Origin of the sequence: Paenibacillus sp. O199 (genome assembly GCF_001636635.1) — a bacterium.
GTDB lineage: Bacteria > Bacillota > Bacilli > Paenibacillales > Paenibacillaceae > Paenibacillus > Paenibacillus marchantiae.
This window is the reverse complement of record NZ_LGRP01000008.1, coordinates 156,041-179,459: the sequence shown is the minus strand read 5'-3', so window position 1 is coordinate 179,459 and position 23,419 is coordinate 156,041. Positions and strand designations below refer to the sequence as shown.

Here is a 23,419-nt window from a genome sequence, read left to right as displayed (position 1 = left end):
AAAACAGCCCGGTGAACCGGACTGTTTCAATATTTTAGATATTCAGGCTGCTTTGGTAGCAGTCGTAGTATTGTCCATCTTGGACCAATCCACTGTGGTTTCGAGCAAAAGTGACACCACAACCCCAATGACAAGCCCATTGCTAATGATCGGAATGAGATACATGGGCAGAACATGAAACGCTTCAGCAGGGATGTTCATTACAGCAACACCTGTAAGAACAGGCAGTGCCACACGATAGATGGTTTTGGAATTAAAGGTGGTGCCTTCAAGTGTTCTTAGGGCTGTACCAAACATTTGCAAATAGGCTACAAACAGCACAGCACTCCCTACACTGGGAGGAATTTGTGCGAAAAAGGCTGTCACAGAAGGTGTAAGTCCCAATATACATAACATGCCTGCTCCAACAACAAACGCAGCCCGTTTCAGAATGCGGGTGCTCTCCAGAAAACCAATCGAAGAAGCAAATAATCCGAACGGCAGCACACCTACAAACGCAGATAACATGGTGAACAATCCCGTGAGCATGTACGATCGTTTATATTGTTGGCTGGTCGTTTGCACTCCATATATTTTTTCGACGGAGCTTAATGTGGTGATGGAGTTCGTCATATTCACCAGCCCAACAAAAAAAGCTGTGATGACGATTCCCGGTTCCCACTTCGGCGTCCCCCATGGAAACCAGGAAAACAGGTTTAAATCCTGTTGACCTGATGCTCCTGCATGCTGTCCAGGGAACACAAAACTGTAGGCAATCCACCCCGTCACGATGCCAATCAGGATGGAATAGTTGCCAAGCTTGCCTTTTCCCTTAAGCTGGATTAAGGCCACAAGAAACGCAATAGCAACGGACAACGCCGCTACAGGCAGGTTGAATGTGCCAAACTCGGTGTATCCAACCATGCCTTTGAAGAAATTCATGGTCAATTGAATCGTCATCAGAAATAACATCGCACTCTTGACCATTGGTGTGAACAGCTTCTGAAGCACATGCGCCGCTCCAAGCCCGCCAAGGATCATCATCGTCAGCCCAGCTAACAGGAAACCCGCAGCCAGTCCTCCCCCAATACGTTCCAAACTCATTCCTGCCGATGAAGCCGAGGCCGTTAAGCTTAGCGTCAGCCCCCACCATAACCCCGAGGGACCATCCATCACGGCATAACGATGGCCAAAGAACGCCTGTAATATACACACAGCCCCGGTAAGCAAAAAGGCATGCTGCATCGACGCAGCAATGGCCTCCGGTGAAAGCTGAAAATTGTGTCCGATGGATAACGGCACCACCACTGTGTTGGTAAACAGGAAGAAAAACCACTGAATACCTGCCAATGCAAGCGATGACGCACCCTTTAAATTATTTTGCAAAGATTGCTCTTGATGTCTGTTCATGATTGGGTTAACATTCGCTCCATTTCTTTATAATGATGCCTCCGGGCATGCGCAAATGCTGTAACGCCGTCCTGGTCAGCAATGGAAGGATCGGCACCATATTGCAAAAGTAATACTACGATCTGCTGATGACGAGTGCCGCCATCCCCCAGAATGACCGCTTCCAGCAAAGCTGTCCAGCCCAGATTGTTGATATGGTTCACATCCACATCCGTGCATTTCAGAAGGATCTCCACAATATCGACATGACCTCGATCTGAAGCAGGAATAAGAGCTGTGCCCCCAAACCGATTCGTAATCCGGGTATCGGCACCTGCTTTTATAGCCAGTTCGACCATTTTACGCAAACCTTCCGCACTGGCATACAGCAGCATGTTGTCCAGTCGTTGATCCTGGATGTTCACATCCGCTCCCGCTTCAATAAGCATACTTGCCGTCTCTGGCTTGTTGCCATGTACCGCGGCCATCAGAGGCGTCCGTCCTCGCGCATCCCGGTCATTCACTCCGGTTCCTTGTTCGATAAACCGCAGCACATCATCTGTATGTCCAGCTTCAGCAGCTGCATGTATTGTTTTCAGCATCGCACCTTCACCCTCCAATTCGTCGTCATCCTCACGGCATATATTCGATAGATCATAATCGACATGTGTGATTTGCAGTGTTTAAATCTTATGTATGGTAACATAGGATGTAAGTATAATAAAAATACATGTTTTGTTGGTTTCCCATATGAAAATCATATCGCTGCAAATAAGGAGAACACACGTGGATATCAAACAATGTCGCTATTTCATCGCGATTGCCGAGGAGAGACAGATCACGGCGGCAGCGCGCAGATTACACATGGCTCAGCCTCCTTTAAGCCAGCAGCTCAAGCTGATGGAAGACGAGCTCGGCGTGGCTTTGTTTGAACGCAAAGGACGCAGCATGGAGCTGACACAGGCGGGTCGAAGCTTCTATGATTATGCGGTCACAATGACCAAATATATGGAAGAAGCCGTCATGGAGATGCAAAGCTTCAGGTATGGCATTCGGGGCAAGCTGTCGCTTGGCATTAATACCATTTCAGATCGTTTGATCCCACAGGCGCTCCAGCAGTTTCGGACAACACACCCTCAGGTGACTTATAAAATTCAGCAAAATGAATCTGCACAGCTCTGCCAGCTCTTGGGTGAAGGCAAAATTGAGCTTGCCTGTGTACGGATGCCTGTCAAAACAGAGCAATATGAAGTGCTGCATCTACCGCAGGAAGCTCTCTTCTATATTTCCTCCACACCACTGAAGTCAGCGGATGAGCGCGGGATTTATTTTCAAAAGCTGGCCGATATCCCTCTCTTGCTTCCTAGCACTGAAGGACTCGGGATGTTCGAACTGATATTACAGAAATTCCGTGAGCATCACGTGAACCCTTCGATTGCGGGCGAATGCTCGGATATTAACATGTTGTTGGAACTTGTGCGACTCGGTTTTGCAAGCTCCATCGTGCCCCATACGGTTCTTCAGCTTTATCATGAGCATCCGTTCCATATCTATCGTATTCAAGATGCGCAATCTAACGTAGATTCTGCGCTTGTGTGGCATCGCAATCGTCATCTTTCCAAGCCCGCGCAGCACTTTGTACAATTGGTTCAGGAGCTGCTGCCTTCTCGCTCGGTGTAGTGTCCAGCAAATATCAGCCATGAAGAATATCGTCCATATACTAAAAAGCAGCAGCCTTGCCGGAATAATTTCATCCGGAAAGACTGCTGCTTTTTGATGTTCGTTAAGCTTTTGCCGTGAACAACAATTCTTTTTCCTTAATCGTTGTACGTCCGGCAGACTCAATTGAATTATATTGATGCATGTTCGTAATGATGACCGGCGTAATCGTTGTGTAACCGGCTTTTTCGATTTCTTCTCTGTCGAATTCCATCAGTACATCACCAACGGCAACCTTCGCTCCTGCTTGAACTTTAGGGGAGAAGAATTGACCTTTCAGTTTCACGGTATCAATCCCGATGTGAATCAGCATTTCAGCGCCGTCATCACTAACGAGACCAATGGCATGTCCACTCTTCGACAACGAGAATACTGTACCGTTAATTGGAGAAACCACACGGCCTTCCGACGGCTGAATCGCAAACCCTCTACCCATAATCTCTTCGGAGAATGCAGGGTCTGGAACTTCGCTCAGTGATTTAACTTCACCAGTAATTGGGCTAAATACTTCTTGATCCAGTGCTTTAGTTTCTTCGATAGCAGTTATTGCGGAAGCAGAAGTCGTTGCTGCTGGTGTTGTAGGCTCAGCAGCTGGCGTAGCTTCAGCCGATTGTGGAGCATTGTCTTCTTGGAAACCAAGGATGTACGTCAGTACTGCTGCTGCTACGATGGCAATCAAACCACCAGCCAGAGCGTAGAGTAACGTGCTAATTGCCGGACTGATAAATGCTGCAATACTCGGCAGACCCACTAGACCTGTAAGTACATAAGCTTTAACATTGACGATCCCCATGAATCCACCTGCAACAGCTCCACCGATCAGGGCAGCAATAAATGGTTTTTTGAACTTCATATTGATCCCGTACATTGCCGGTTCCGTAATCCCCATAATAGCCGTAAGACCTGTGGAATAAGCAAGCGATTTAGTTTTACCATTTTTCGATCTAAGACCAACACCAAATGCTGCACCACCTTGTGCCAAGTTAGCTGCAAACATCAGTGGAATAATAAAATCGTAACCGAGTGATGTCATCGAACCAACAATGATCGGCAGCAGTGCATAGTGCATACCCGTAATGATCAGAAGTGACATCGTACCACCAATCAAAATACTTGCGAATATAGACATATTGTCGAACAACCAGGAAATACCACCTGACAAACCATTACCGAGCACTGTACCCAATGGTCCAACTGTCATCAAGGTCAGAGGAACCATAATTAACAGGGTAACCGTTGGAACAATCAGAAGCTTAAGTGAAGCATGTGTAACACGATCAACCGCTTTCTCTACATAGGAAGCAATCCAGATTGCGAGAATAATTGGAATAACCGTAGAAGAATAGGTTGCTGCTATAACCTTAATGCCCACAAATGTGGTGTCACCATTGGCAAGCAAGGCTGTAATCGTCGGATGCATAATCCCCGCTGCCAACGCTGCAGCAATATACATATTGCTACCGAGTTTACGTGCAGCACTGATCGCCAGAATGATCGGCAGGAAGTAGAATGCACCATCACCGATAGCAGATAAAATGATATAAGTTGAACTGGTATCAGACAACCAACCTACAGCTACCAGGATTGCCACGATCCCTTTGATCATACCGGCACCTGTAATCGCTGGCAGAATCGGCGTGAATATTCCGGAAATAAAGTCGAACAATGCACTTACTGGATTTCTCTTTTTCTTAACCCCAGTCGAAGTACCGGTTGATCCAGCGTCTGCATTCGGGGATTTGGACATGTTGCCTACCAGTGCATTATACACAACGGGCACATCGTTCCCGATAATGACCTGGAACTGTCCGCCATTCTCCATAACGCCCATAACGCCAGGTGTATTTTTCAGCGTCGCTTTGTCCGCTTTTTTGTTGTCATTCAGGTTAAACCGGAGTCTTGTCATACAGTGTGTGACTTGATCGATGTTCTCTTCGCCACCAACAAGCTTCAGAATATCCTTGGACAATTGTTGTTTATCCATTGTGTTTTGCTCCTTTTATGTGTAATGAAGGTTAAAAAAAAACCTAAACACTGAATAATGACAAAGCAGTTTCAGCTTATCATTATTCAACGTTTAGGTTTTGCCTTTTTTGCAGTAACAATCCCAATTATTCAATTGTTTGTTCAGTTCTGACAACTCGTTCAATATGAATGGTCAGATATAGGATTTCTTCCTTGGATAAGACCCGGCTATAGATCTTGCGAGTATAGTCGTTAATCTTACAGGCACAAGCATGTGCCTCAGGATATTGTTTGCTCACCAGGTCATGAAGCGGATTATCTGCTTCCTTATCTTCAATCGCTGTACCGTGTAGTACGCGCTGAGCAAAGAACTTCAAATGTGTCAGGAATCGATAATAACTCAGCGAATCCTCATCCAGCTCAATGACAAAGCTGCGTCGTACAATGTTGAGTATATCTTTTACGATATTCGTAATGCTGATGGTTTCTCTCATCTCACCGTTCATCTGGGCATTGACTAGATGCATTGCGATGAATGCGCATTCGTCTTCAGGAAGCAGGACACCCAATGTTTCTTCAATAATCTGAAGTGCCTTGAGCCCAATGGCATATTCCTTGCGGTACATGCGCTTGATCTCCCAGAATAATGCATTACGAATCTGCAAGCCTTGACGATGCCGGTCAATGGCAAAATGAATATGATCCGTAAGTGAAATGTAGATGCTTTCATGAAGCTTCTCACCCAACACGGTCTCGGCGTAACGAATAATCTCATCCGAGCATTCAACATATTCAACTGGAATATCAGACAGAAGCGTTTTCAGTTTCTGCGATACTTCCTTGCTTTCCAATGAGAATATTTTTTCGACCAGACTGTCCTCTATCGTTTCACCAGTATGCTTTTTGAAGGCTATGCCCCGTCCCATGACGACCAGTTCGTTTCCTCCTGGATCAATCACAGTAACTACATTGTTGTTCAGCACCTTCTCAATTTTCATTTCTTCACATCACCTTGCACCGTCAAAGTAGTAAAAGGCAAAACCAAAGCTGGTCATGATACACATGCCCCGCTTCTGGTTTTGCCTGATTGAACAGTAACAATCCAGTATTCATTAGCCTTAGGCCCATCTTACCATATAATTATCCATCTGACAATGTTTTTGTGAAAGCGGTTAATGTGCTTGAATATGACACAAGAAGATGCTGCCCACATATGTCTTTAGAACTAGAAATTAATGGTTTTCGGATTTTAGACTTGCGCCGTTTGTATCAATAACTTCTTTGTACCAATGGAATGATTTTTTCTTGTAACGATCCAGGGTACCTGATCCATCATTGTTACGGTCCACATAGATGAAGCCATAGCGTTTCTTCATTTCTGCTGTGGATGCACTCACCAGATCGATGCAGCCCCATGAGGTATAACCCATGACTTCAACGCCGTCTTCAATCGCTTCACCCACTTGCACCAAGTGATCATTCAGGTATTGAATCCGGTAATCATCATTCACTGTTTTATTGCCATTTTCGTCTGTGATCAGCTCATCGACTGCACCCAAACCATTTTCGACAATAAACAGCGGTTTTTGATAACGATCCCAGTATTTATTCAGCGTTACGCGCAGGCCTTGCGGGTCAATCTGCCATCCCCATTCACTTGCTTTGAGGTAAGGGTTCTGTACACCTGCAAACAGATTTCCTTTACCTTCAACACGTTTCTGTGGGTCACCTGTCTCACAAATACTTACATAGTAACTGAATGAGATGAAGTCCACCGTATGTTTCAGAATTTCAGCATCGCCATCTTCAAACTTGATGTTGATATTATTCGCTTTGAAGTAACGATTGATGTATTTCGGATAATAGCCACGTGCATGAATATCGGCAAAGATGTCATTCCGCTGTTCTGCATGCATTGCAGCTACAACATCATCCGGATTTGGTGTCAATGGATAGGTTGGCATACTGAGTACCATACAGCCAATTTTCGCTTCAGGCATAATCTCATGACCCAGTTTAACTGCCAGCGCACTTGCCACCAGCTCATGGTGGATTGCTTGGTACAGATCCTGTTTGGACAGTTCCGCTTTTGGTGTGAAAATGCCGCCACTCATGAATGGTTCTTCCAGAATGGAGTTAATTTCATTAAACGTCAGCCAGTATTTTACTTTGCCTTTGAAACGGTTAAACAGCACGGTTACATAACGCTCGTAGAAATCAATCATTTTACGGTTAACCCAGCCATCATACGTTTTGGACAAATGCAGCGGTGTCTCATAATGAGAGATCGTTACGAGGGGTTCAATCCCGTATTTGTGGCACTCGTCAAACAGGTCATCATAGAACTGCAGACCTTTTTCGTTTGGCTCCAACTCATCGCCTTTAGGGAAAATACGGGACCAGGCAATGGATGTGCGGAATACTTTGAAGCCCATTTCAGCAAACAATTTAACGTCCTCTTTGTAACGGTTGTAGAAATCAATACCGATCAATTTCAGGTTATCCTCTGTCGGTCCTTCCGTTCTTGGCGTCGTAATCCCATGCGGCATTACATCCTGAACAGACAGGCCTTTGCCATCTGTATTGTAGGCTCCTTCGAGCTGATTGGCTGCGACTGCGCCGCCCCATAGAAAATCCTTCGGAAATGGTGTTGTCATATCTGTCATTCCTCTCTGGTTACGTTATCTTCATTCTTTGTTAAAACGGTTGACCCTATGCCCGTAAGCACTTGTTTCGATCAGTTCCACATCAATAAGCGGACAACACGCCAACTAAAGGGCTTCAGATCAGATAATCACCGATGGCCTGCTTTATGTTGGGTTTTGCCCGCTTTATGCGGTAACAATCCGCGAATAGCCTAATTACTTACAGCGATCCGGGTTCAAGATAAGGAATCAGACCAAATTATAGTTGCTCACCATTGCTGGCAATTACGTTTTTGTACCAGTCAAACGAATCTTTCTTCGAACGTTTGAGTGTTCCATTACCTTCGTCGTCCAAATCCACGTAGATGAAACCATAACGTTTGGACATTTCAGAAGTGGACATGCTCACGAGGTCAATCGGGCCCCAAGCTGTAAATCCAATCAGATCCACACCGTCTTTGATCGCTTCTTTCATTTGTTCGATGTGTTTCTTCAGATAGTCCACACGATAGGAGTCATGAATTGAACCGTCTTCTTCAACACGGTCATATGCACCCAGGCCATTTTCTACGATGAACAATGGTTTCTGGTAGCGATCCCAGAAGTTATTCAATGTTACGCGCAGACCGATCGGATCGATCTCCCAGCCCCAGTCGGAAGCTTCCAGATAAGGGTTTTTCACGCCGCCAGTCAGGTTACCTGTTGTTTCTTCTTTGTCTGCAGATGCAGATTTGGTTACGGACATGTAGTAACTGAAGGAAATGAAATCAACGGTATTGTTGAGCAAGATCTCATCATCGCCTGCTTCTTTCTGAATCACAATGTTGTTTTCTTCAAAATAACGAGCCATGTAGTTCGGGTATTGACCACGAGCATGCATATCCGTAAAGAAGAGGTTAATCTGATTCTCATGTTGCGCCAGACGAACATCAACCGGGTTACAGGTCGCAGGGTACGTTTCCATACGAGCGAGCATACAGCCCACTTGGGAACCAGGAATAATCTCATGTGCAAGCTTGGTTACCAGTGCACTTGCTACAAATTGGTGATGCAGCGCTTGATATGTCGTTTGCAGTTGGTTGTCCACTTTATCAATCAGGATACCGCCGCCTGTGTATGGGCTAAACAACATCACGTTGATTTCATTAAACGTCAACCAGTATTTCACTTTATTTTTATAACGGTTGAACACAGTCTCTGCATATCTCACATAGTGCCCAATCACTTCACGGCCTGCCCAACCATTGTATTTCTGTGTCAGACCCAGCGGAGTTTCATAGTGAGACAAGGTTACCAGCGGTTCAATGCCGTATTTCAACAGTTCGTCGAAGACGTCGTCATAGAATTTCAAGCCAGCTTCGTTCGGCTCTTGGTCGTAACCATTCGGGAAAATACGTGCCCAGTGAATGGACAAACGGAACACTTTGAAGCCCATTTCAGCAAATAATGCGATATCTTCTTTATAGTGATGATAGAAATCAATACCAAAGCGTTTAGGGAAACGTTCTTCAATTTTGCCAGAAAGGATCTCTTCAATTCGTGTAGAGGAGATTTCCATGGCATGTCCACCTGTACGCTTCTCTTTGGGAACATGCGCAATCATATCCGCAGTAGAGAGACCTTTGCCGTCCTTATCGAATGCACCTTCTAATTGGTTGGCAGCTGTAGCGCCTCCCCACAGGAAGTTTTCGGGGAATCCTTTTTTTGCCGTGGTCATAACGAACAACCTCTTTTCGAATTTTATTTGGGTTTTTCCCGAATACAGCGGCTGTATTTCACGCCAAAAAACAAGAAAAACCTAAACTCAAGGTAAAATAGCTCGCAAAAAAAGAGCCTTCATTTCACCATCAGTTTAGGTTTTGCCTGTCTGCACAGTTACAATCCATCAAAAGATGTTATTGTGTATTCGGTTGTTTTTCTCTTGTAATGTAAGCGTAACATATCTGTTTTGCAAAATCAACTTTCCGCTCAATGCACTCGCTGACCACCTTTGGACGTTATCGAGGCATTCGCATAATCGCTGCTCTTAGGGCATTTGTATCCCCGTATTCGAGGTAGCTGGCAGGACTTTCGTCGCCCAATGCAGGAACTTTCATGTCTATCCATCTTAGCGCATATTCACCCATTTCACATAATATAACCTTGCTAATATCTGCCGGAATCCCTCGCTGCTCTGCACATTCAGCCCATTTTGGGTCCACATGTAAATATGATTTTTCAAAGAGTTGCACAAATGAGTCCCAACTGCCTTGATTAAATTCCGCCAGATATAACTCTTTCATACTCATGTAAATTCCCTCCCTGAAATAGACATCGTAACCCCCAAGTCCTACGATAAGCAATTCATCCTTAAGCCGCTTGAAACCGATTTTGAAAAAGGTAGACTTAATTTTAAATGTTTTTCGGGAAAATGGATAGCCAAGGAGGAACACAACAATGACTGAAGAAGCAAACACATCCGGTTGGGATGCCATTGATATAGCAGTTGGTAAGTTATATGGAGATCAGGAACCACTTCACTATGGTACAGCCATTCCTTATATGCTCGGTGGACCTGATCCGCTAAATGGAATTAGCGTATACAAAGTGGATGCCCCCATACCTCACTGGCATTTCATTACCTATGGTTTTTCAGAACTGTATGAGAAGGAATCGGAAGATCTCGAGCATAGCGGTTATGGATTTGAAATGACGTTTCGGCTTACCCGGAGTGAGGGTGAGTCCACACCCCCGTCTTGGGCTCTGAATCTATTACAGAACGTTGGACGATATGTTTTTACTAGCGGAAACGTATTTCATGCAGGAGATTACATGGATGCAAATGGCCCCATTTGTCTCGGCTCAGATACATTACTAACCGCACTTTCTTTTATTGAAGATCCTGATCTGACAGAGATCTCCACACCCAATGGAACGGTGAAATTCATTCAGATGGTGGGAATCACCGGTCTGGAACTCGAAACGATGCAAACATGGAACACCCGCGGATTGTTAGCAGCCTTTGTTGAATTCATGCCAAAATACGTTACGGATCTCATGAGAAATTCATATTTGGATATCCCCTCAGTGATACAGGCTGTTGAGCGCGGGATTGAAGAGGAAGGTTCCAGTACAGCATTTTTATTCATACAACAACTGGCCTGGACATCTCCACGCAAGAGAATACTGCAATAAAGTGTACCCGCTGAACTCCAGATCGGAGCAAAACAAGCCCAAATTATCGGAAAAATACTACGTAGCCGCTTTTCAAAAGGCGCTCCACTGTCCCTAATCGGATCAGGAGTGAACATTACGTTCGAAGCCGGGGGGACACCTTCATTTTCTGAGGATGGCAACCAGATTAAGGTAATTGTGCATGAACAAACCGTATCGGAGTTAGTTGCAAACCTTCGCCCAGTCGAGCAAACATTTGAAATTGCTTCACTGCCCGGCGTTCTCTTTCGAATTGCCCGCACTGAAATTACCGATCAGGATGGTCATGTGATCGAAACCATCGGTTGATCACAAGGAGGTAACCATATGTCAAGAACATCTTCCTTACGGAAGAGCTGGTCCGAGAGCGAAAATTATACTCACGGTATGGCACATATTCAATATTTAACTAAAACCAATCTGGACAGGATTCGCAAAATCAATCATTTTCTGATTAACGCCTTCCAGCAGAGTCTCTCGGATATCAAAGAAAACCTATCCAGCACGTATCTCTTTCTGCTCACCGACGGGCATGGAGTTCTGCTTGCCATGGATTATAGCCCTGATTTGGAACAGGTGGTGAAACAGTCACCCATCCGCCCGGGTATGATCTTTACAGCTAGAAGCTGTGGCGTCAATGCCATATCCGAATCTATGGATAAACACGGGCCTGTTCAGCTGTCCCCTGAGCAGCATGAGAATCCACTTTTTCAGAACTGGCATTGCTACGCTGCACCTTTGTCGGTCGGTCTTCAACATGTTGGCTACCTGGACGTCTCCACCATTAATGCAGACATCCAGAGTGAGCTGATTGCAATCGCCAAGCTGATCCCGGCCCATATGCAAAATCGGTATCAATCTAACCTTGCCTCGTCGGTAACAGAGCAGCCATCGATTGAATTCACCAAGCGACAGTTAACCATTCTGAAAATGATCTCTAACGGACTGACGGTTAAAGCCATTGCTTTGAAATTGAAAATAAAGGAATGCACCGTAAATCACCATAAAAAAGTGATTTTTAACAAATTAGGTGTACAATCCAGCACGGAAGCTGTTTCAATTGCCAGCCGTCTGTCTTATCTATAAAGGTACACCTATAGATTCCTATAGGTGGTCAACACGAACATCTGTGCTAAGATTTTAGGTACACATGAATTAGAGAGAGAACAAGAACACACACACATTTTCAGGAGGGTAATATGTCTAATCCAAAAAAAGCTTCATTGTTTGCCATGTTAATTATGATTCTGTTGGTTGCTGCAGCCTGCGGCGACAAAGCGGATAACAACGCCAAATCGAAGGAATCCACTGCAACAGAAACCACTGCCGGCACAGATACAGACACAGCCAAGACAGAAGATACGGAGAACACGGAGAGCTCCGAAGCATCCACTTCCGAGTCCAAGGAAACAGATAACTCCAAAGACGTTGAATTGGGAACTACGGAAAAAGGCTCTTACAACAATGACTATTTCGGTGTTTCGTTGAAATTCCCCGAAGCTTGGGAGTTCCAGGATGCCGCAGGCATGAACGAGCTGACTAACGCTTCCTCCGAAGTTATTGCTGGAGATGATGAAACGAAGAAAAAACAAATTGAACTATCTCAGGCCAAAACACTGAACCTGTTGATGGCTTCACAATATCCATTGGACGGAAGTCAAGTTGGCCCTTCCGCCATGGCGATTGCTGAAAAAGTAAGCCTGCTGCAAGGAATTCGTACCGGTAAAGATTATCTGAAAGCAACGAAGAAATTCATGGAGGACAGCCAGTTCCCTTATGAATACAAGGAATTCACAACCGAAACCATCGGTGGCAAAGAGATGGATCTGATGCAAATTACGATGGATGCGGGTAATGGTTCAACCATTACGCAAGATTACTACAGCACCATTATTGAAGGTTATGCATTCAACTTCATCTTCACCTATTTGGATGATACTACAAAGGCCGAGATCGATAACATTAAGAAATCCGTGCAGTTCAAATAATACACTCACTGTCACAGTGCTTGCTGTGCATGAATAGAACCCCGCGCAATGACCTTCTACAGATCATTGCCGGGGTTCTTTTTCGAGTAAAAATGAATGTTTCACCTTATCCGGAAATGGCCACCCAATGTCCCTCTTTTACTTCCACCCATCGGGACTGTTCCAGATTATAGCGATCTTCCACTTCTACCGTCTCTCTTGGGGCTTCGTTTACAGCATGACGTTTTTTCTTCGCTTCCACAGCCGGGTCCGGAACCGGAATAGCCGATAACAAGGCCTTTGTGTACGCATGCTGAGGGTTCGAATATAGTTCTTCACTTTCTGCTAACTCCACAATCTTCCCATTATACATGACAGCTACACGATCACTGATATGTTTAACCATGGACAAATCATGTGCAATGAACAGGTATGTCAGACCGAGTCGCTGCTGCAATTCTTCAAGCAGCTGTACGATCTGAGCCTGAATGGACACATCCAACGCAGACAAAGGCTCGTCACATACAATAAATTCAGGTTCCACGGCCAGCGCACGAGCGATTCCGATCCGCTGCCGTTGACCACCCGAAAATTCATGAGGGTATCGCTGAGCATGAGCCGGATCGAGATCCACCATCTCCAGCAATTCCTCCACACGTTTTTCCCGCTCAGCGGGGCTGCCGGCAAGATGGTGAATATCCAAGGCTTCCCCAATAATGTCCATAATTCTAAATTTCGGATTAAGCGAGGCATACGGATCCTGGAAAATAATTTGCATATGTCTCCTCATCGTTTTCATCTCTGAGGCAGAGAGGCGGTTGAGCGGCACTCCCTTAAACAGCACATCCCCACCTGTAGGTTCATGCAGTCGTAGAATGGCTCTGCCTGTAGTCGATTTCCCGCTGCCCGATTCGCCTACGACCCCAAGCGTCTCCCCTTGGCGAATCTCGAAACTGATATCGTTCACAGCTTTTAAAGTGTTGCCTTTACCCAAATTAAAATGTTGTTTGAGGGACTTCACTTCCAGTAAAGGCTGATCATCTTCCAGATCGCGTGGCACCAACGAGACGAGTTTTGGCTTTTTCTTCTCATCCAGTCGAGGTAATGCATTCAACAGTCTTGCTGTGTATGGATGTTTCGGATTCGCAAAAATCTCTGTGGTTGTGCCGGATTCCACAATCTGCCCGTCTTTCATGACTACAACCCGATCACACATGCCTGCCACTACTCCGAGATCATGGGTAATCAGAATAATGGAAGTGCCCAGCTGTGCCTGCATATCTTTCATCAAATTAAGGATTTGGGCCTGAATAGTAACATCAAGCGCAGTTGTAGGTTCATCCGCAATCAGCAATTCAGGACGGCAAGCAAGAGCAATAGCGATCATCACCCGCTGACGCATACCTCCGGAGAATTCATGTGGGTACTGGTTGAAACGTATTTCACTCCGGGTAATACCAACGAGCTCCAGCATGGCAATCGCCTGCTTCTTCGCTTCCCCTCTGGAAAGCTTCTGATGTTTAATCAGACTTTCGGTGATCTGTTTTCCGATTTTCACAGTCGGATTAAGCGAGCTCATAGGGTCCTGAAAGATCATGCCGATGTCACGGCCACGGATACTCTCCATCTCTTTTTGCGTTTTATGGACCAGGTCTACCCCTTTAAACAGAATCTCACCCTTTTTCATCTGCGAAGGAGGCGAGGCAAGCAGCCGCATAATGGAACGTGCCGTTACACTCTTGCCACTGCCGGATTCCCCTACGATGCCAAGTGTTTCCCCTTTCCGCACTTCAAAACTGACTTCTTTCACCGCCTGAAATTCACTCTCTCCGGAATGAAAAGAAACGGACAACTCATTTACTTTCAACAAAGGTTGCATGTGATCACCAGCCCTCATCCATATTTTCACATGTGCTCATATGTATACTCTTCCATACCTTGACAATTAAATAGACTCTAAATAATATATACTATATCAATCGGAATAATGCAATTTAAAATAAGATGAAAGGAGGCTCGCATGGTTTGAATCTTGCAAAAGGCAGCAAAATGTCACAGCTTGTTTACACCTTGGGATTTAATTATGGCAAAATGCTGCTTCATCCCTCCTATCGATATGTTCTATTTATTCTTGGACTGCCCGTTAATTTGGTTGTGCTTCTGATCTGGCAATCTAGACGAAAAAGGGATGGCTGGGCCGTGGTTCAACAAGCTGTTGAACGCGATATGCTCTCCACTTCTTATCGGGATAAACTTCGGACGGACGTTGAAGAACAGTTGAGGCGTAAACACCGTTTCTTTCGGCAGCAAGTTAGTGAGGCAGAGTTTAAGCGTCAGACCGAGGAGTGGCTGGAGGAATCCGTTCAGAAGGAGTTAAAGGAACGAACGTTCAGCAAGCTTCAAGAACAGGGAAAACAGCGACTGACGATGGCTGATACATTCCAATCGATGATTGATAAACCTTGGTTCCTTGCGATATCAGTTATTCCGGGCTGTCTGATGTACGCCATGATGTTTTTGTATGGCAATCCTTATCTAAAGTACATATTCGAAAGAATTCTGATGACGGTATTCGTCATTCTGGGCGTAGCTACACTTGTATTCACCATCTTGTACCTGTCCCCATTCAATCCGGCGGCCAACATTCTCGGAGAGACAGCGACACAGGAACAGATCGCAGCTTTTAACCATGTCTATGGCCTGGATCAGCCCTATCTTGTCCAGCTCTGGAACAATATCAAGGGCATAGCGCTATTTGATCTCGGCAAGTCTTTTTCAGGGAATGAAGATGTCACGGCTACGATCGCAAGAAAGTTTCCAATCACGTTAACATTGGCCGTTATCTCCTTGCTGCTTGCCCTTGTCATTGCATTGCCAATCGGCATCATCTCGGCGATCAAGCCCAATTCACTGTTTGATTACACATTCATGTTTATTGCATTAATTGGATTATCGATTCCGAATTTCTGGCAAGGACTCATCTTCATCCTGAATTTTTCGATCAAACTGCAGTGGCTTCCGGCTACCTTCAATCCACAGAACTGGCTATCTATTATTATGCCAACGATTGTTCTGGGAACGGGATTAACTGCTGCGGTGGCCCGTATGACTCGGTCTTCCACACTGGAAGTTATTCATGAGGATTACGTGGTGACTGCTCGTGCCAAAGGATTAAGCGAACGACAGGTTCTGCTGAAACATGCGGTGCGCAATGCGCTAATTCCAATCGTAACCGTTGTAGGTCTTCAGTTCGGAGGCATGCTTGGCGGGGCGGCTGTAACGGAGAAAGTATTTAATATCAGCGGACTTGGCAGCTACATTGTGGATAAACAGTTTATCCCTGATATTCCGAGCATTATGGGCGGGGTCATATACACAGCGATTACAATCTCCATCATCAATGTTGTGGTAGATCTGTTGTACGCTTTTGTCGATCCCAGGGTTCGTTCCAAGATGAAACAATATTAAAGCAGGTGCACTATGACAAAATCGGGTTCACTTACACAAGAAATGCGTTTTCGGCTTAAGTCTTCACAGGAGTACAGTCAGGCGAGCTTCGCCTGGGTCACTTCCCTTCTCTTGTCGGTGTTACTGTTGTTCAACAGTTATGACTGGAGCCTTCAGGAGTTCAGACCATTTCTGCTGACTGCGCTCGGAATCTACCTATTTTTCACGCTGGTCCAGAGTGTACTGACGCTCCGAATTCGGAGAGACCTGATTCAGAAGGGGACAATCTCTGTGCTGACTCGCAGACTTGCCTGGGTCCAGCTGTTGGGTATCATTTCAGGCAATATCTTTATCGTTACGGCCGCTTTTCATCTGATCAAGAAAACAAAAAGCATTGAGTATACATTTGCGGTGTATATGCTGCTGACCCAGCTGTTCGTTATTGGGGTCTCGGCACTCAATATGTTTAAACCATATGTTGCGGATACGTTTTTGCCAGCCATGGCTGTGCTCGTACTTGTACTTGGCATCGATCTGGTGGTGCTGTTTATCGTATCCCGGTATACGTCAGCCTCGATCATCCCACGCTGGATGCTGGGCGTGAGCGTGATCTTGATTCTGACTTCGGTCACAGGGAATGTATTCGCACTGCTGCTGGGTATCTCCATCATTGGACGAATCCGCAGACAGGGTAAACAAAAATCCAACTTCTGGAATGATCTGTGGGAGCGTCTTGCTCCGAATGTCACGGCAATGTCCGGTTTGTTTTTTATCATTTTCCTGTTCTCGATATCGATTTGCAGCTTCTTTACTTTTGATTACAGCATGGCTGTAGAAAATAACTACTCGGCCTTGCTTCAGTCCCCATCGCTCGCCTATCCCTTGGGAACGGATGACTTTGGACGATGTTTATTTTCCCGGATTGTATTTGGCGCCCGTATATCATTAATCGTAGGCTTCATGTCAACCCTGATTCCAGTACTGATAGGCGGTATTCTCGGAGCCTTCTCGGGATTCTATGGGAGACACACGGACAATATCATCATGCGACTGCTGGATATTCTCTATGCTATTCCGGGTATTCTGCTCGCTATCGCCATCATTGCGGCGTTCGGGGCCAACACAGTCAATCTTATTCTGGCACTCAGCTTGGGTTCGATCCCAACTTATGCACGAACCATGAGGGCTAGTGTGCTCTATGTATCTACTTTTGAATTTGTTGAAGCTGCACGTGCACTGGGTTACAACAATCGCTCGATTATTTTCAAACATATTATTCCGAACTCGCTCGCACCCATGATTATCAAGTCTACACTTACGATCGGCGGAGCCGTCATTGCCACCAGCAGTCTGAGTTATTTGGGGCTCGGCGTGGAGCCGCATATTCCCGAGTGGGGCAACATTCTCAAGCTGGGCAGCACGTATCTGGAAACCCATTCGTATCTGGCCATCTATCCAGGTCTTGCGATCATTCTGCTCGTGCTCTCGTTCAACTTTCTGGGTGACGGACTACGTGATGCGCTTGATCCAAAGCTGGAAAAGGCTTAACCACTTCTACAATATTCAACTCAAATTGAATTCCAATGATTATGAACTTATCTGGAGGTATTTTCATGAAAAAACGTATGCTGATAGCACTACTATTAACTTTTGTCCTTGTGGTCTCCGGTTGCAGTGTGAAGACCAAGACGGAATCCCAGTCAGAATCCGCACCGTCAGATACAACAGAAAACACGCAAAACCAAAAACCGGTGGACATCGAATTACTGGCTCAGAGCTCCTCCGAAAATGACGTGAACATTATCCGCGACCAGCTTACCAAGAATGGCTTCAATGTTAAGCTGAACCTGCAGCCGGATTACGGCAGCTACAAATCCCAGCAGGATGCTGGCAATTATGACATTGCGCTGTCCAGCTGGACAACGGTAACCGGGAATCCGGATTACGCAGTTCGTTCACTCTTCAAAACAGGCGGAGATTACAGCATTCTGGCTGATGAAGAAATCGATAAACTTATTGACCAGGCTGCTACCCAGACGCCGGACGAATACAAGGATACGTATAAACAATTGGAGGACCGCTTGGTAACCGATCAAGCCTATATCGCTCCGCTGTACATTTCCCTGAAAAGTCAGGCTGTGAACAAAGACATTCTCAATGTAGACACCGTTCGCTTGTCTAAATCCCGCGCCATGGCATGGGAACCGATTGAATTCAAAGACAGCTCCAAAAATACAAAAGAACCATTAATTCTGACACAAACCGCTTCCGTCCTGACTTCCCTTGACCCGATCAAAGGAAATGACGGTTCCATCAACCAACTGAACACCAACATGTATGTACGTCTCGTGAACCTGACAGATGACGATCAACTTACACCAGAGGGTTCCCTCTCCCACAATTTCAGTATTGCTGAGGGTAACTCGGAGTATTACTTCATTCTCAGAGACGATATCAACTTTGCCAAGATTGATAATAAAAAAGCGGTAGATACGGGAGAACGTGTCGGTGCAGATGACGTCATCTTCTCTCTCGATCGCGCCAAAAACAAAGATTCCGTACCAGATCACCGGACATACAGCCTTCACGAACATATCAAGGAAGCCGAGTTAGTAACCGATCTGGGCGCATTGGAATCCGTTCAGCAATCTAGTGGCAGTGGTACGGTTAAAGACGCATTGGAACAAGGGCTTGGCACGAAAATTACGGAACTGGTTACGGACAAAAACAAAGCCGATAACGCTGCCGGAAAGTATCAGGTTGTGAAACTCACAACAACGGAACCTTTCCCGCAAGTATTGAACTATCTGGCTCACCAATCTGCTGGCATTGTGTCCAAAAAACAGGTCGAAAGCATCAATACGTATGATGTAGCTTCGTTTGACGTGAATAAAGACATTCCTTACGGCGATCAGAATACCGTGACTGAAGGTGCTGCGTACAACAACACCCTGTATGCCAGCGGCCCATATATCTTGGCATATAAAAATGATTACGAAGGTGTATTCTATCAGAATCCCGGATACCGCAAAGGCTCTGAGTATGCACCCAAAATCTCTCAGGTGAATGTTCGATTCATCTCTGATGCCGACAGTGCGTTGTCTGCTCTTCGCAGCAGTGAAATCCACCTGTACTACGGAGTATCCGAAACAAAGTATGACATCATCAAAAATGACAGCAAGTTGCAATTGCAGAGTATTCCGAGCAATGCGGTTTCCTATCTGCTGTTCAACACAGCCAATCGGGAAGTTGCCAAGAGCAGTGATCTGAGAAAATCCGTGCTCTACTCCATCAATCAGGATGACATTTTGCAGTTCTACAAAAACAATAAACTTAAGGCATACTCTACAGTAAGTCCACTCGTGCAGACCGGGAATGAATTGAAGTCCGATCCGGCAAAAGTAAAAGAATTCTTGAGCGCCTACCAGGCTTCCAAGTAACAATTAAGATAAACGGCTGTCACCCGGATCACTCCAAGATCCGGATGACAGCCGTATTATTTTATAGAAAGAATATATTATGATGAGCAGTCTGCCTGATACCTTCGCTGTACGTCAGGAAGCAGAGTGACGATTTGGATTCCCACTCCCCAGGCAAAATAGATCAGATGGATAACAGATATATGCTGGATCCAGTATACCTGCACCATAATCCAGATGATCAGAGCAAATCCCGTATATAACGAGAACGTCCATCCCCAGTATTGATTCGAGTAGAGATTCAGTTTCTCACCTATTTCCCAGTGAGTGCGACGAAGGAGTAAAATGGCAATGATCATCGGCATAACACCAAGAACCAACAATAGTATAATTCCCGGGATCAGAAAACTGCCAAAAGGGGAATGCTCCAATAATGAATCCGGCATATGGACGAGATTTCCCGAAGGATCGATAATGAGTGCTCCCCCTCCAACCATCGCACCAATGCCCAGTAACCCCTGCATCATAATGAGCGCCCACGATCTTTCAGGTACACATTCACGCTTTATTCCATCATCACTAGTCCTCATCCCTCACCCTCCAGACATTGTTATACAGATATACTGAACGTTCTATTCCATTTTCACATATGGAAAGGGCTGAATCCTGTGCTCTTTCTCACTAAAATCGTCCCCAAAAATTCGATTATGGTAAAACTTGATAAAAGAACGTACGTTCGGTATAATAGAGATATACTTAATGAGCGAGAGGCAGATATGGACGACAAATTTATTAAGGAACTACGCGAGATTAGTCGGGATGACAGACGAAGATCCGAATTTATGATCCAAGGCATGAAGGAAACACTGCAGGGAAGAAAAGAAGAAAGTATATTCAAGCGCTGGGTTCGGCGTAAGAAGACAGAGAAAAAAATTTCACAACGATTCAATCAGGATCCCTCTTCGGATCAAAAGTAACCACATAAAAAGGAGGCGTACTACGCCTCCTTTATTATTTATATGAGCAGTTTGCACAAATGCCGTTGGTGAATCATTCGGAAAGAACTGTGTGTGAGTCCTTTGCATTATACCTATGTTCAACTTTGTTTTACGGTAAAATGGCAAACGAGCGCACTGGAAAGCCGGACGCCTTTTCGGCCTTGGGTACGATATTGAAGATCACGGCACCTTTGGCTGGTACCTGATCCAGATTCGTTAACAGCTCTACCTGATATGTATCCTGGGCAAGTACATAATATTCTGCCAGAAGTGCCCCGTTCTTTTGATAGTCTACAGCTGAATCAGTGTCGAAGGTCTCATGGCCGATCGCCTGTATTTTTCTTTCCTCGAATAAAAACATTAGCGCACTGACTGACCATCCGGGTGCATGACTGTGTCCCTCAGCATCTTTGTTGTCGAATGCTTCATGACTGGGCCAGCGTTTGCTCCAATCGGTACGCAGTGCTACAAAGCTGCCAGCTTCAATAACGCCATGCTCTTTTTCAAACTCAAGAATATGCTCGACATCCAGCGTGAAATCCGGATTGCTCTCTACAGCCACAGATTGATCAATGACCACCAGCGGTAGCACAAGTTCCTTCAACCCCAATTCATCGAGATAACGGGTATCACGCACAAAATGGATCGGTGCATCGAGATGCGTACCATATTGACCGGGAAACCTGAAACTTTGGGCAAAGAAACCTTGGTCGTGATTAAACAACGTATCGAATTTTGCCGCATCAAAAGCTGAGAAATGTGGAGATTCCGGTCCAAACGTATGGGTCAGATCCACCCACTTCTTTTCTTTTAATAATTGAATCGCTTGAATGAGCTCATTGGACATCCGAATCACCTCATACATAGAATGGAATAAATTGTTACTATTATATCTTATTCCACTCCATGCGAAAATATTGAAATGTCAGCTATTTGATAGAATTCATTAACTCGAAGAAGTATTTTGGTTCATGAGTCTGATATAGATTGAACCACGAATCTAAAGTCTCCGGTGTAAATACATCGAGCACCTTCAATACATGCATCGCAAATTCCAAAGGAGCTATGCCCGATGCAGTAACTAAATTGCCATCCGTTACGGCCGGTACCATTTCATAGCATTTTTCTCCAATGTAATGAGGACAAATCATTTTCAAATATTCCAGATCGTTGCTTGTATGCCTTCTGGAGTCTAGCAATCCCACCCTCGCAAGTCCAACGGTTGCACCACATATTGCCGCAACAACATGACCTTTTTCCAAAAATGTCGAAGCTTTTTTCAATATAGGCTCGTGAATGGATTCCATCCAAGTATTTCCGCCTGGAAGAATCAATACATCCGTACTTTCCAACATACACTCATCAACTGAAATGCGAGGTAATATTTCCAATCCCCCCATGGTAGTCACCGGACTTTTATCAACGCCAACAGCAACCACCTCTATCGCCGCCAGCCCTTTCTTAAAATACCTTCCCGAGTTTAATTCAGCAATTAAATAACCTACCTCCCAGTCTGACATCGTATCAAATACATAAAGATATGCTTTTTTTGTATGCATAATGCACTCCCCTTCTAGTCGATAAGCCTATTATAAAAAAACTTTACTGACATCTTCCGTCAGTAAAGTTTTTTTGAATTTGATAATAATCAAATAGCTCATATCGTGGGTTTAATGACTGGAACAGATTTTCCGTATGGTAAAAGGTAAATAGGCTACATAAGAATAAATTGCTTCTTTTAGCAGAAATATCACTTTCATCGAAGTCTCTTATGCTATATAAGAGACCGCTTTTAGAGGATCATGTTCTGAGATTGGTATTTGAAAATGAACATCAACAAATCGGAGCCCCAACTAAAGAAATCATTCCGCCTACATCTCGCCTCAGAGTTAAATTTTTCGTTTACCGTTATTCGAAAAAAGGCTACCACTAGGGTAGCCTACTCTCATATCTTCATTTTCAAGTATTCACTTTTAGTCATACCATAGAGATACTCATCGTAATGCTGTCCATTAGTGAATACCATATCTCTGAGTTTCCCTTCTTGGACAAATCCAAGACGCTCATGAAGTTCTAATGAACCTTCATTAAAAGCATAAACATGTGCGGTAACTTTCTGATAGCGTAATTCCTTAAAGTAATATCGCAACAATATCTTTATAGCTTCTGAAGCATAACCATTTCGCCAGAATTCTCTAAAGATAGCAACACCGTACGTAAAAGTTCCATTGCGGGTATCACAGTTATTCGAACTTATACTTCCCACTAATACTTCATCTAAAGTCTCGACCGCGAGCATAATTTTATCCCCATCAGGACCACGGGATGCCTGGTGTTCAGCCCAAGCTTTTGTACCATCTTCCGATCTTGGGAAATTTATTACATCGCAAAGTCTAGCACAGTCAGAATCAGAATCATTATTGTGGAACTTATCCCAATCAGTTGGGAGAATTGCACGTAATTTAACTTTATGACCTGTCCAAATATTATTTTCCATTATAGATCCTCCTAAGGTTTATTTACTCCTACCTCACTCATATCTGAATTAAGGCGGAGATCTGGCCTTGGGATCTAAGTCTTCATAGACTACATCGTTCTCATTCCTTTCAACACTTACATCAAGTATATACCGTAATATTCCATTATTTCAAATTATATTATTCGGTCTTTTCCGCATAAAAAATACACCTCCTAAAATA

At 44.8% G+C, this 23,419-nt stretch carries 19 protein-coding genes and 1 pseudogene; 8 read left to right on the top strand and 12 right to left on the bottom strand.

The window, feature by feature from the left end:
* Window positions 1-42: 42 nt before the first annotated feature.
* A complete protein-coding gene (locus tag A6049_RS14765; RefSeq protein ID WP_063565384.1) occupies window positions 43-1,389 on the bottom strand; it encodes a uracil/xanthine transporter in 1,347 nt (448 codons plus the stop codon).
* Entirely contained in the window at window positions 1,386-1,970 is a 585-nt protein-coding gene (locus A6049_RS14760) for an ankyrin repeat domain-containing protein (RefSeq protein ID WP_063565518.1), read from the bottom strand. The genes A6049_RS14765 and A6049_RS14760 overlap by 4 nt, the downstream gene beginning before the upstream one ends.
* 184 nt (window positions 1,971-2,154) lie before the next feature.
* Here A6049_RS14760 and A6049_RS14755 point away from each other — a divergent pair, with 184 nt between their 5' ends.
* Window positions 2,155-3,048 carry a LysR family transcriptional regulator gene (locus A6049_RS14755; RefSeq protein ID WP_063565383.1) on the top strand — a complete coding sequence of 298 codons (894 nt, stop codon included), beginning with the start codon at window positions 2,155-2,157 and terminating at the stop codon, window positions 3,046-3,048.
* Between the two features lie 103 nt (window positions 3,049-3,151).
* Here the strand turns inward: A6049_RS14755 and A6049_RS14750 are convergent, their stop codons facing one another.
* The 5 genes from A6049_RS14750 to A6049_RS14730 all read right to left on the bottom strand — a co-directional run bounded on the left by A6049_RS14750 (window position 3,152) and on the right by A6049_RS14730 (window position 9,985).
* Window positions 3,152-5,071 (bottom strand): beta-glucoside-specific PTS transporter subunit IIABC, encoded by a 1,920-nt coding sequence (locus A6049_RS14750; protein WP_063565382.1) that lies wholly within the window; start codon window positions 5,069-5,071, stop codon window positions 3,152-3,154.
* Window positions 5,072-5,198: 127 nt separating this feature from the next.
* Window positions 5,199-6,050 carry a BglG family transcription antiterminator LicT gene (gene licT / locus A6049_RS14745; RefSeq protein WP_063565381.1) on the bottom strand — a complete coding sequence of 284 codons (852 nt, stop codon included), beginning with the start codon at window positions 6,048-6,050 and terminating at the stop codon, window positions 5,199-5,201.
* 234 nt (window positions 6,051-6,284) lie between these two features.
* A complete protein-coding gene (locus tag A6049_RS14740; protein WP_063565380.1) occupies window positions 6,285-7,709 on the bottom strand; it encodes a glycoside hydrolase family 1 protein in 1,425 nt (474 codons plus the stop codon).
* A 247-nt stretch (window positions 7,710-7,956) separates the two neighbouring features.
* On the bottom strand, window positions 7,957-9,414 hold the full coding sequence (locus A6049_RS14735) for a glycoside hydrolase family 1 protein (RefSeq protein ID WP_062325655.1): 1,458 nt from the start codon (window positions 9,412-9,414) through the stop codon (window positions 7,957-7,959).
* A 280-nt stretch (window positions 9,415-9,694) separates the two neighbouring features.
* Window positions 9,695-9,985: a hypothetical protein gene (locus A6049_RS14730; RefSeq protein ID WP_079696310.1), complete on the bottom strand. Its 291-nt coding sequence runs from the start codon at window positions 9,983-9,985 to the stop codon at window positions 9,695-9,697.
* Window positions 9,986-10,133: 148 nt separating this feature from the next.
* On the opposite strand from A6049_RS14730, the pseudogene A6049_RS14725 reads away from it, so the two are divergent.
* The 3 genes and pseudogenes from A6049_RS14725 to A6049_RS14715 all read left to right on the top strand — a co-directional run bounded on the left by A6049_RS14725 (window position 10,134) and on the right by A6049_RS14715 (window position 12,877).
* Window positions 10,134-11,198 (top strand): annotated as a pseudogene (locus A6049_RS14725) (suppressor of fused domain protein).
* Between the two features lie 18 nt (window positions 11,199-11,216).
* Window positions 11,217-11,975, top strand: a complete 759-nt coding sequence (locus A6049_RS14720; RefSeq protein ID WP_063565379.1) for a LuxR C-terminal-related transcriptional regulator — start codon at window positions 11,217-11,219, stop codon at window positions 11,973-11,975.
* Window positions 11,976-12,088: 113 nt separating this feature from the next.
* On the top strand, window positions 12,089-12,877 hold the full coding sequence (locus A6049_RS14715; RefSeq protein ID WP_063565378.1) for a hypothetical protein: 789 nt from the start codon (window positions 12,089-12,091) through the stop codon (window positions 12,875-12,877).
* Between the two features lie 106 nt (window positions 12,878-12,983).
* On the opposite strand, the gene A6049_RS34405 is transcribed toward A6049_RS14715, so the two are convergent.
* A complete protein-coding gene (locus A6049_RS34405; RefSeq protein WP_063565377.1) occupies window positions 12,984-14,735 on the bottom strand; it encodes an ABC transporter ATP-binding protein in 1,752 nt (583 codons plus the stop codon).
* 170 nt (window positions 14,736-14,905) lie between these two features.
* On the opposite strand from A6049_RS34405, the gene A6049_RS14705 reads away from it, so the two are divergent.
* From A6049_RS14705 to A6049_RS14695, 3 genes are all read left to right on the top strand, one after another.
* The gene (locus A6049_RS14705) at window positions 14,906-16,324 is read left to right on the top strand and encodes an ABC transporter permease subunit (RefSeq protein ID WP_063565516.1); all 1,419 of its coding nucleotides are present in this window, start codon (window positions 14,906-14,908) and stop codon (window positions 16,322-16,324) included.
* 12 nt (window positions 16,325-16,336) lie between these two features.
* On the top strand, window positions 16,337-17,851 hold the full coding sequence (locus A6049_RS14700) for an ABC transporter permease (RefSeq protein ID WP_063565376.1): 1,515 nt from the start codon (window positions 16,337-16,339) through the stop codon (window positions 17,849-17,851).
* A 65-nt stretch (window positions 17,852-17,916) separates the two neighbouring features.
* Window positions 17,917-19,743, top strand: coding sequence for an ABC transporter substrate-binding protein (locus tag A6049_RS14695; protein ID WP_063565375.1), 1,827 nt, complete (start codon window positions 17,917-17,919; stop codon window positions 19,741-19,743).
* A 77-nt stretch (window positions 19,744-19,820) separates the two neighbouring features.
* Here A6049_RS14695 and A6049_RS14690 read toward each other — a convergent pair whose 3' ends face one another.
* Window positions 19,821-20,312, bottom strand: a complete 492-nt coding sequence (locus A6049_RS14690; protein ID WP_063565374.1) for a hypothetical protein — start codon at window positions 20,310-20,312, stop codon at window positions 19,821-19,823.
* A 186-nt stretch (window positions 20,313-20,498) separates the two neighbouring features.
* Here A6049_RS14690 and A6049_RS14685 point away from each other — a divergent pair, with 186 nt between their 5' ends.
* Window positions 20,499-20,699 carry a hypothetical protein gene (locus tag A6049_RS14685; RefSeq protein WP_063565515.1) on the top strand — a complete coding sequence of 67 codons (201 nt, stop codon included), beginning with the start codon at window positions 20,499-20,501 and terminating at the stop codon, window positions 20,697-20,699.
* Between the two features lie 130 nt (window positions 20,700-20,829).
* Here the strand turns inward: A6049_RS14685 and A6049_RS14680 are convergent, their stop codons facing one another.
* The 3 genes from A6049_RS14680 to A6049_RS14670 form a co-directional block, all read right to left on the bottom strand.
* Window positions 20,830-21,567 (bottom strand): cyclase family protein, encoded by a 738-nt coding sequence (locus A6049_RS14680; protein WP_063565373.1) that lies wholly within the window; start codon window positions 21,565-21,567, stop codon window positions 20,830-20,832.
* Between the two features lie 82 nt (window positions 21,568-21,649).
* Window positions 21,650-22,279, bottom strand: coding sequence for a type 1 glutamine amidotransferase family protein (locus A6049_RS14675; RefSeq protein ID WP_063565372.1), 630 nt, complete (start codon window positions 22,277-22,279; stop codon window positions 21,650-21,652).
* 386 nt (window positions 22,280-22,665) lie between these two features.
* On the bottom strand, window positions 22,666-23,217 hold the full coding sequence (locus A6049_RS14670; RefSeq protein ID WP_063565371.1) for a GNAT family N-acetyltransferase: 552 nt from the start codon (window positions 23,215-23,217) through the stop codon (window positions 22,666-22,668).
* Between the last annotated feature and the right edge of the window lie 202 nt (window positions 23,218-23,419).

Coding starts and splice junctions, on each gene's coding strand:
- A6049_RS14765 (WP_063565384.1), bottom strand. CDS start 1,389: ATGAACAGACATCAAGAGCAATCTTTGCAAAATAATTTAAAGGGTGCG.
- A6049_RS14760 (WP_063565518.1), bottom strand. CDS start 1,970: ATGCTGAAAACAATACATGCAGCTGCTGAAGCTGGACATACAGATGAT.
- A6049_RS14750 (WP_063565382.1), bottom strand. CDS start 5,071: ATGGATAAACAACAATTGTCCAAGGATATTCTGAAGCTTGTTGGTGGC.
- licT (WP_063565381.1), bottom strand. CDS start 6,050: ATGAAAATTGAGAAGGTGCTGAACAACAATGTAGTTACTGTGATTGAT.
- A6049_RS14740 (WP_063565380.1), bottom strand. CDS start 7,709: ATGACAACACCATTTCCGAAGGATTTTCTATGGGGCGGCGCAGTCGCA.
- A6049_RS14735 (WP_062325655.1), bottom strand. CDS start 9,414: ATGACCACGGCAAAAAAAGGATTCCCCGAAAACTTCCTGTGGGGAGGC.
- A6049_RS14730 (WP_079696310.1), bottom strand. CDS start 9,985: ATGAGTATGAAAGAGTTATATCTGGCGGAATTTAATCAAGGCAGTTGG.
- A6049_RS14720 (WP_063565379.1), top strand. CDS start 11,217: ATGTCAAGAACATCTTCCTTACGGAAGAGCTGGTCCGAGAGCGAAAAT.
- A6049_RS14715 (WP_063565378.1), top strand. CDS start 12,089: ATGTCTAATCCAAAAAAAGCTTCATTGTTTGCCATGTTAATTATGATT.
- A6049_RS34405 (WP_063565377.1), bottom strand. CDS start 14,735: ATGCAACCTTTGTTGAAAGTAAATGAGTTGTCCGTTTCTTTTCATTCC.
- A6049_RS14705 (WP_063565516.1), top strand. CDS start 14,906: ATGTCACAGCTTGTTTACACCTTGGGATTTAATTATGGCAAAATGCTG.
- A6049_RS14700 (WP_063565376.1), top strand. CDS start 16,337: ATGACAAAATCGGGTTCACTTACACAAGAAATGCGTTTTCGGCTTAAG.
- A6049_RS14695 (WP_063565375.1), top strand. CDS start 17,917: ATGAAAAAACGTATGCTGATAGCACTACTATTAACTTTTGTCCTTGTG.
- A6049_RS14690 (WP_063565374.1), bottom strand. CDS start 20,312: ATGAGGACTAGTGATGATGGAATAAAGCGTGAATGTGTACCTGAAAGA.
- A6049_RS14685 (WP_063565515.1), top strand. CDS start 20,499: ATGGACGACAAATTTATTAAGGAACTACGCGAGATTAGTCGGGATGAC.
- A6049_RS14680 (WP_063565373.1), bottom strand. CDS start 21,567: ATGTCCAATGAGCTCATTCAAGCGATTCAATTATTAAAAGAAAAGAAG.
- A6049_RS14675 (WP_063565372.1), bottom strand. CDS start 22,279: ATGCATACAAAAAAAGCATATCTTTATGTATTTGATACGATGTCAGAC.
- A6049_RS14670 (WP_063565371.1), bottom strand. CDS start 23,217: ATGGAAAATAATATTTGGACAGGTCATAAAGTTAAATTACGTGCAATT.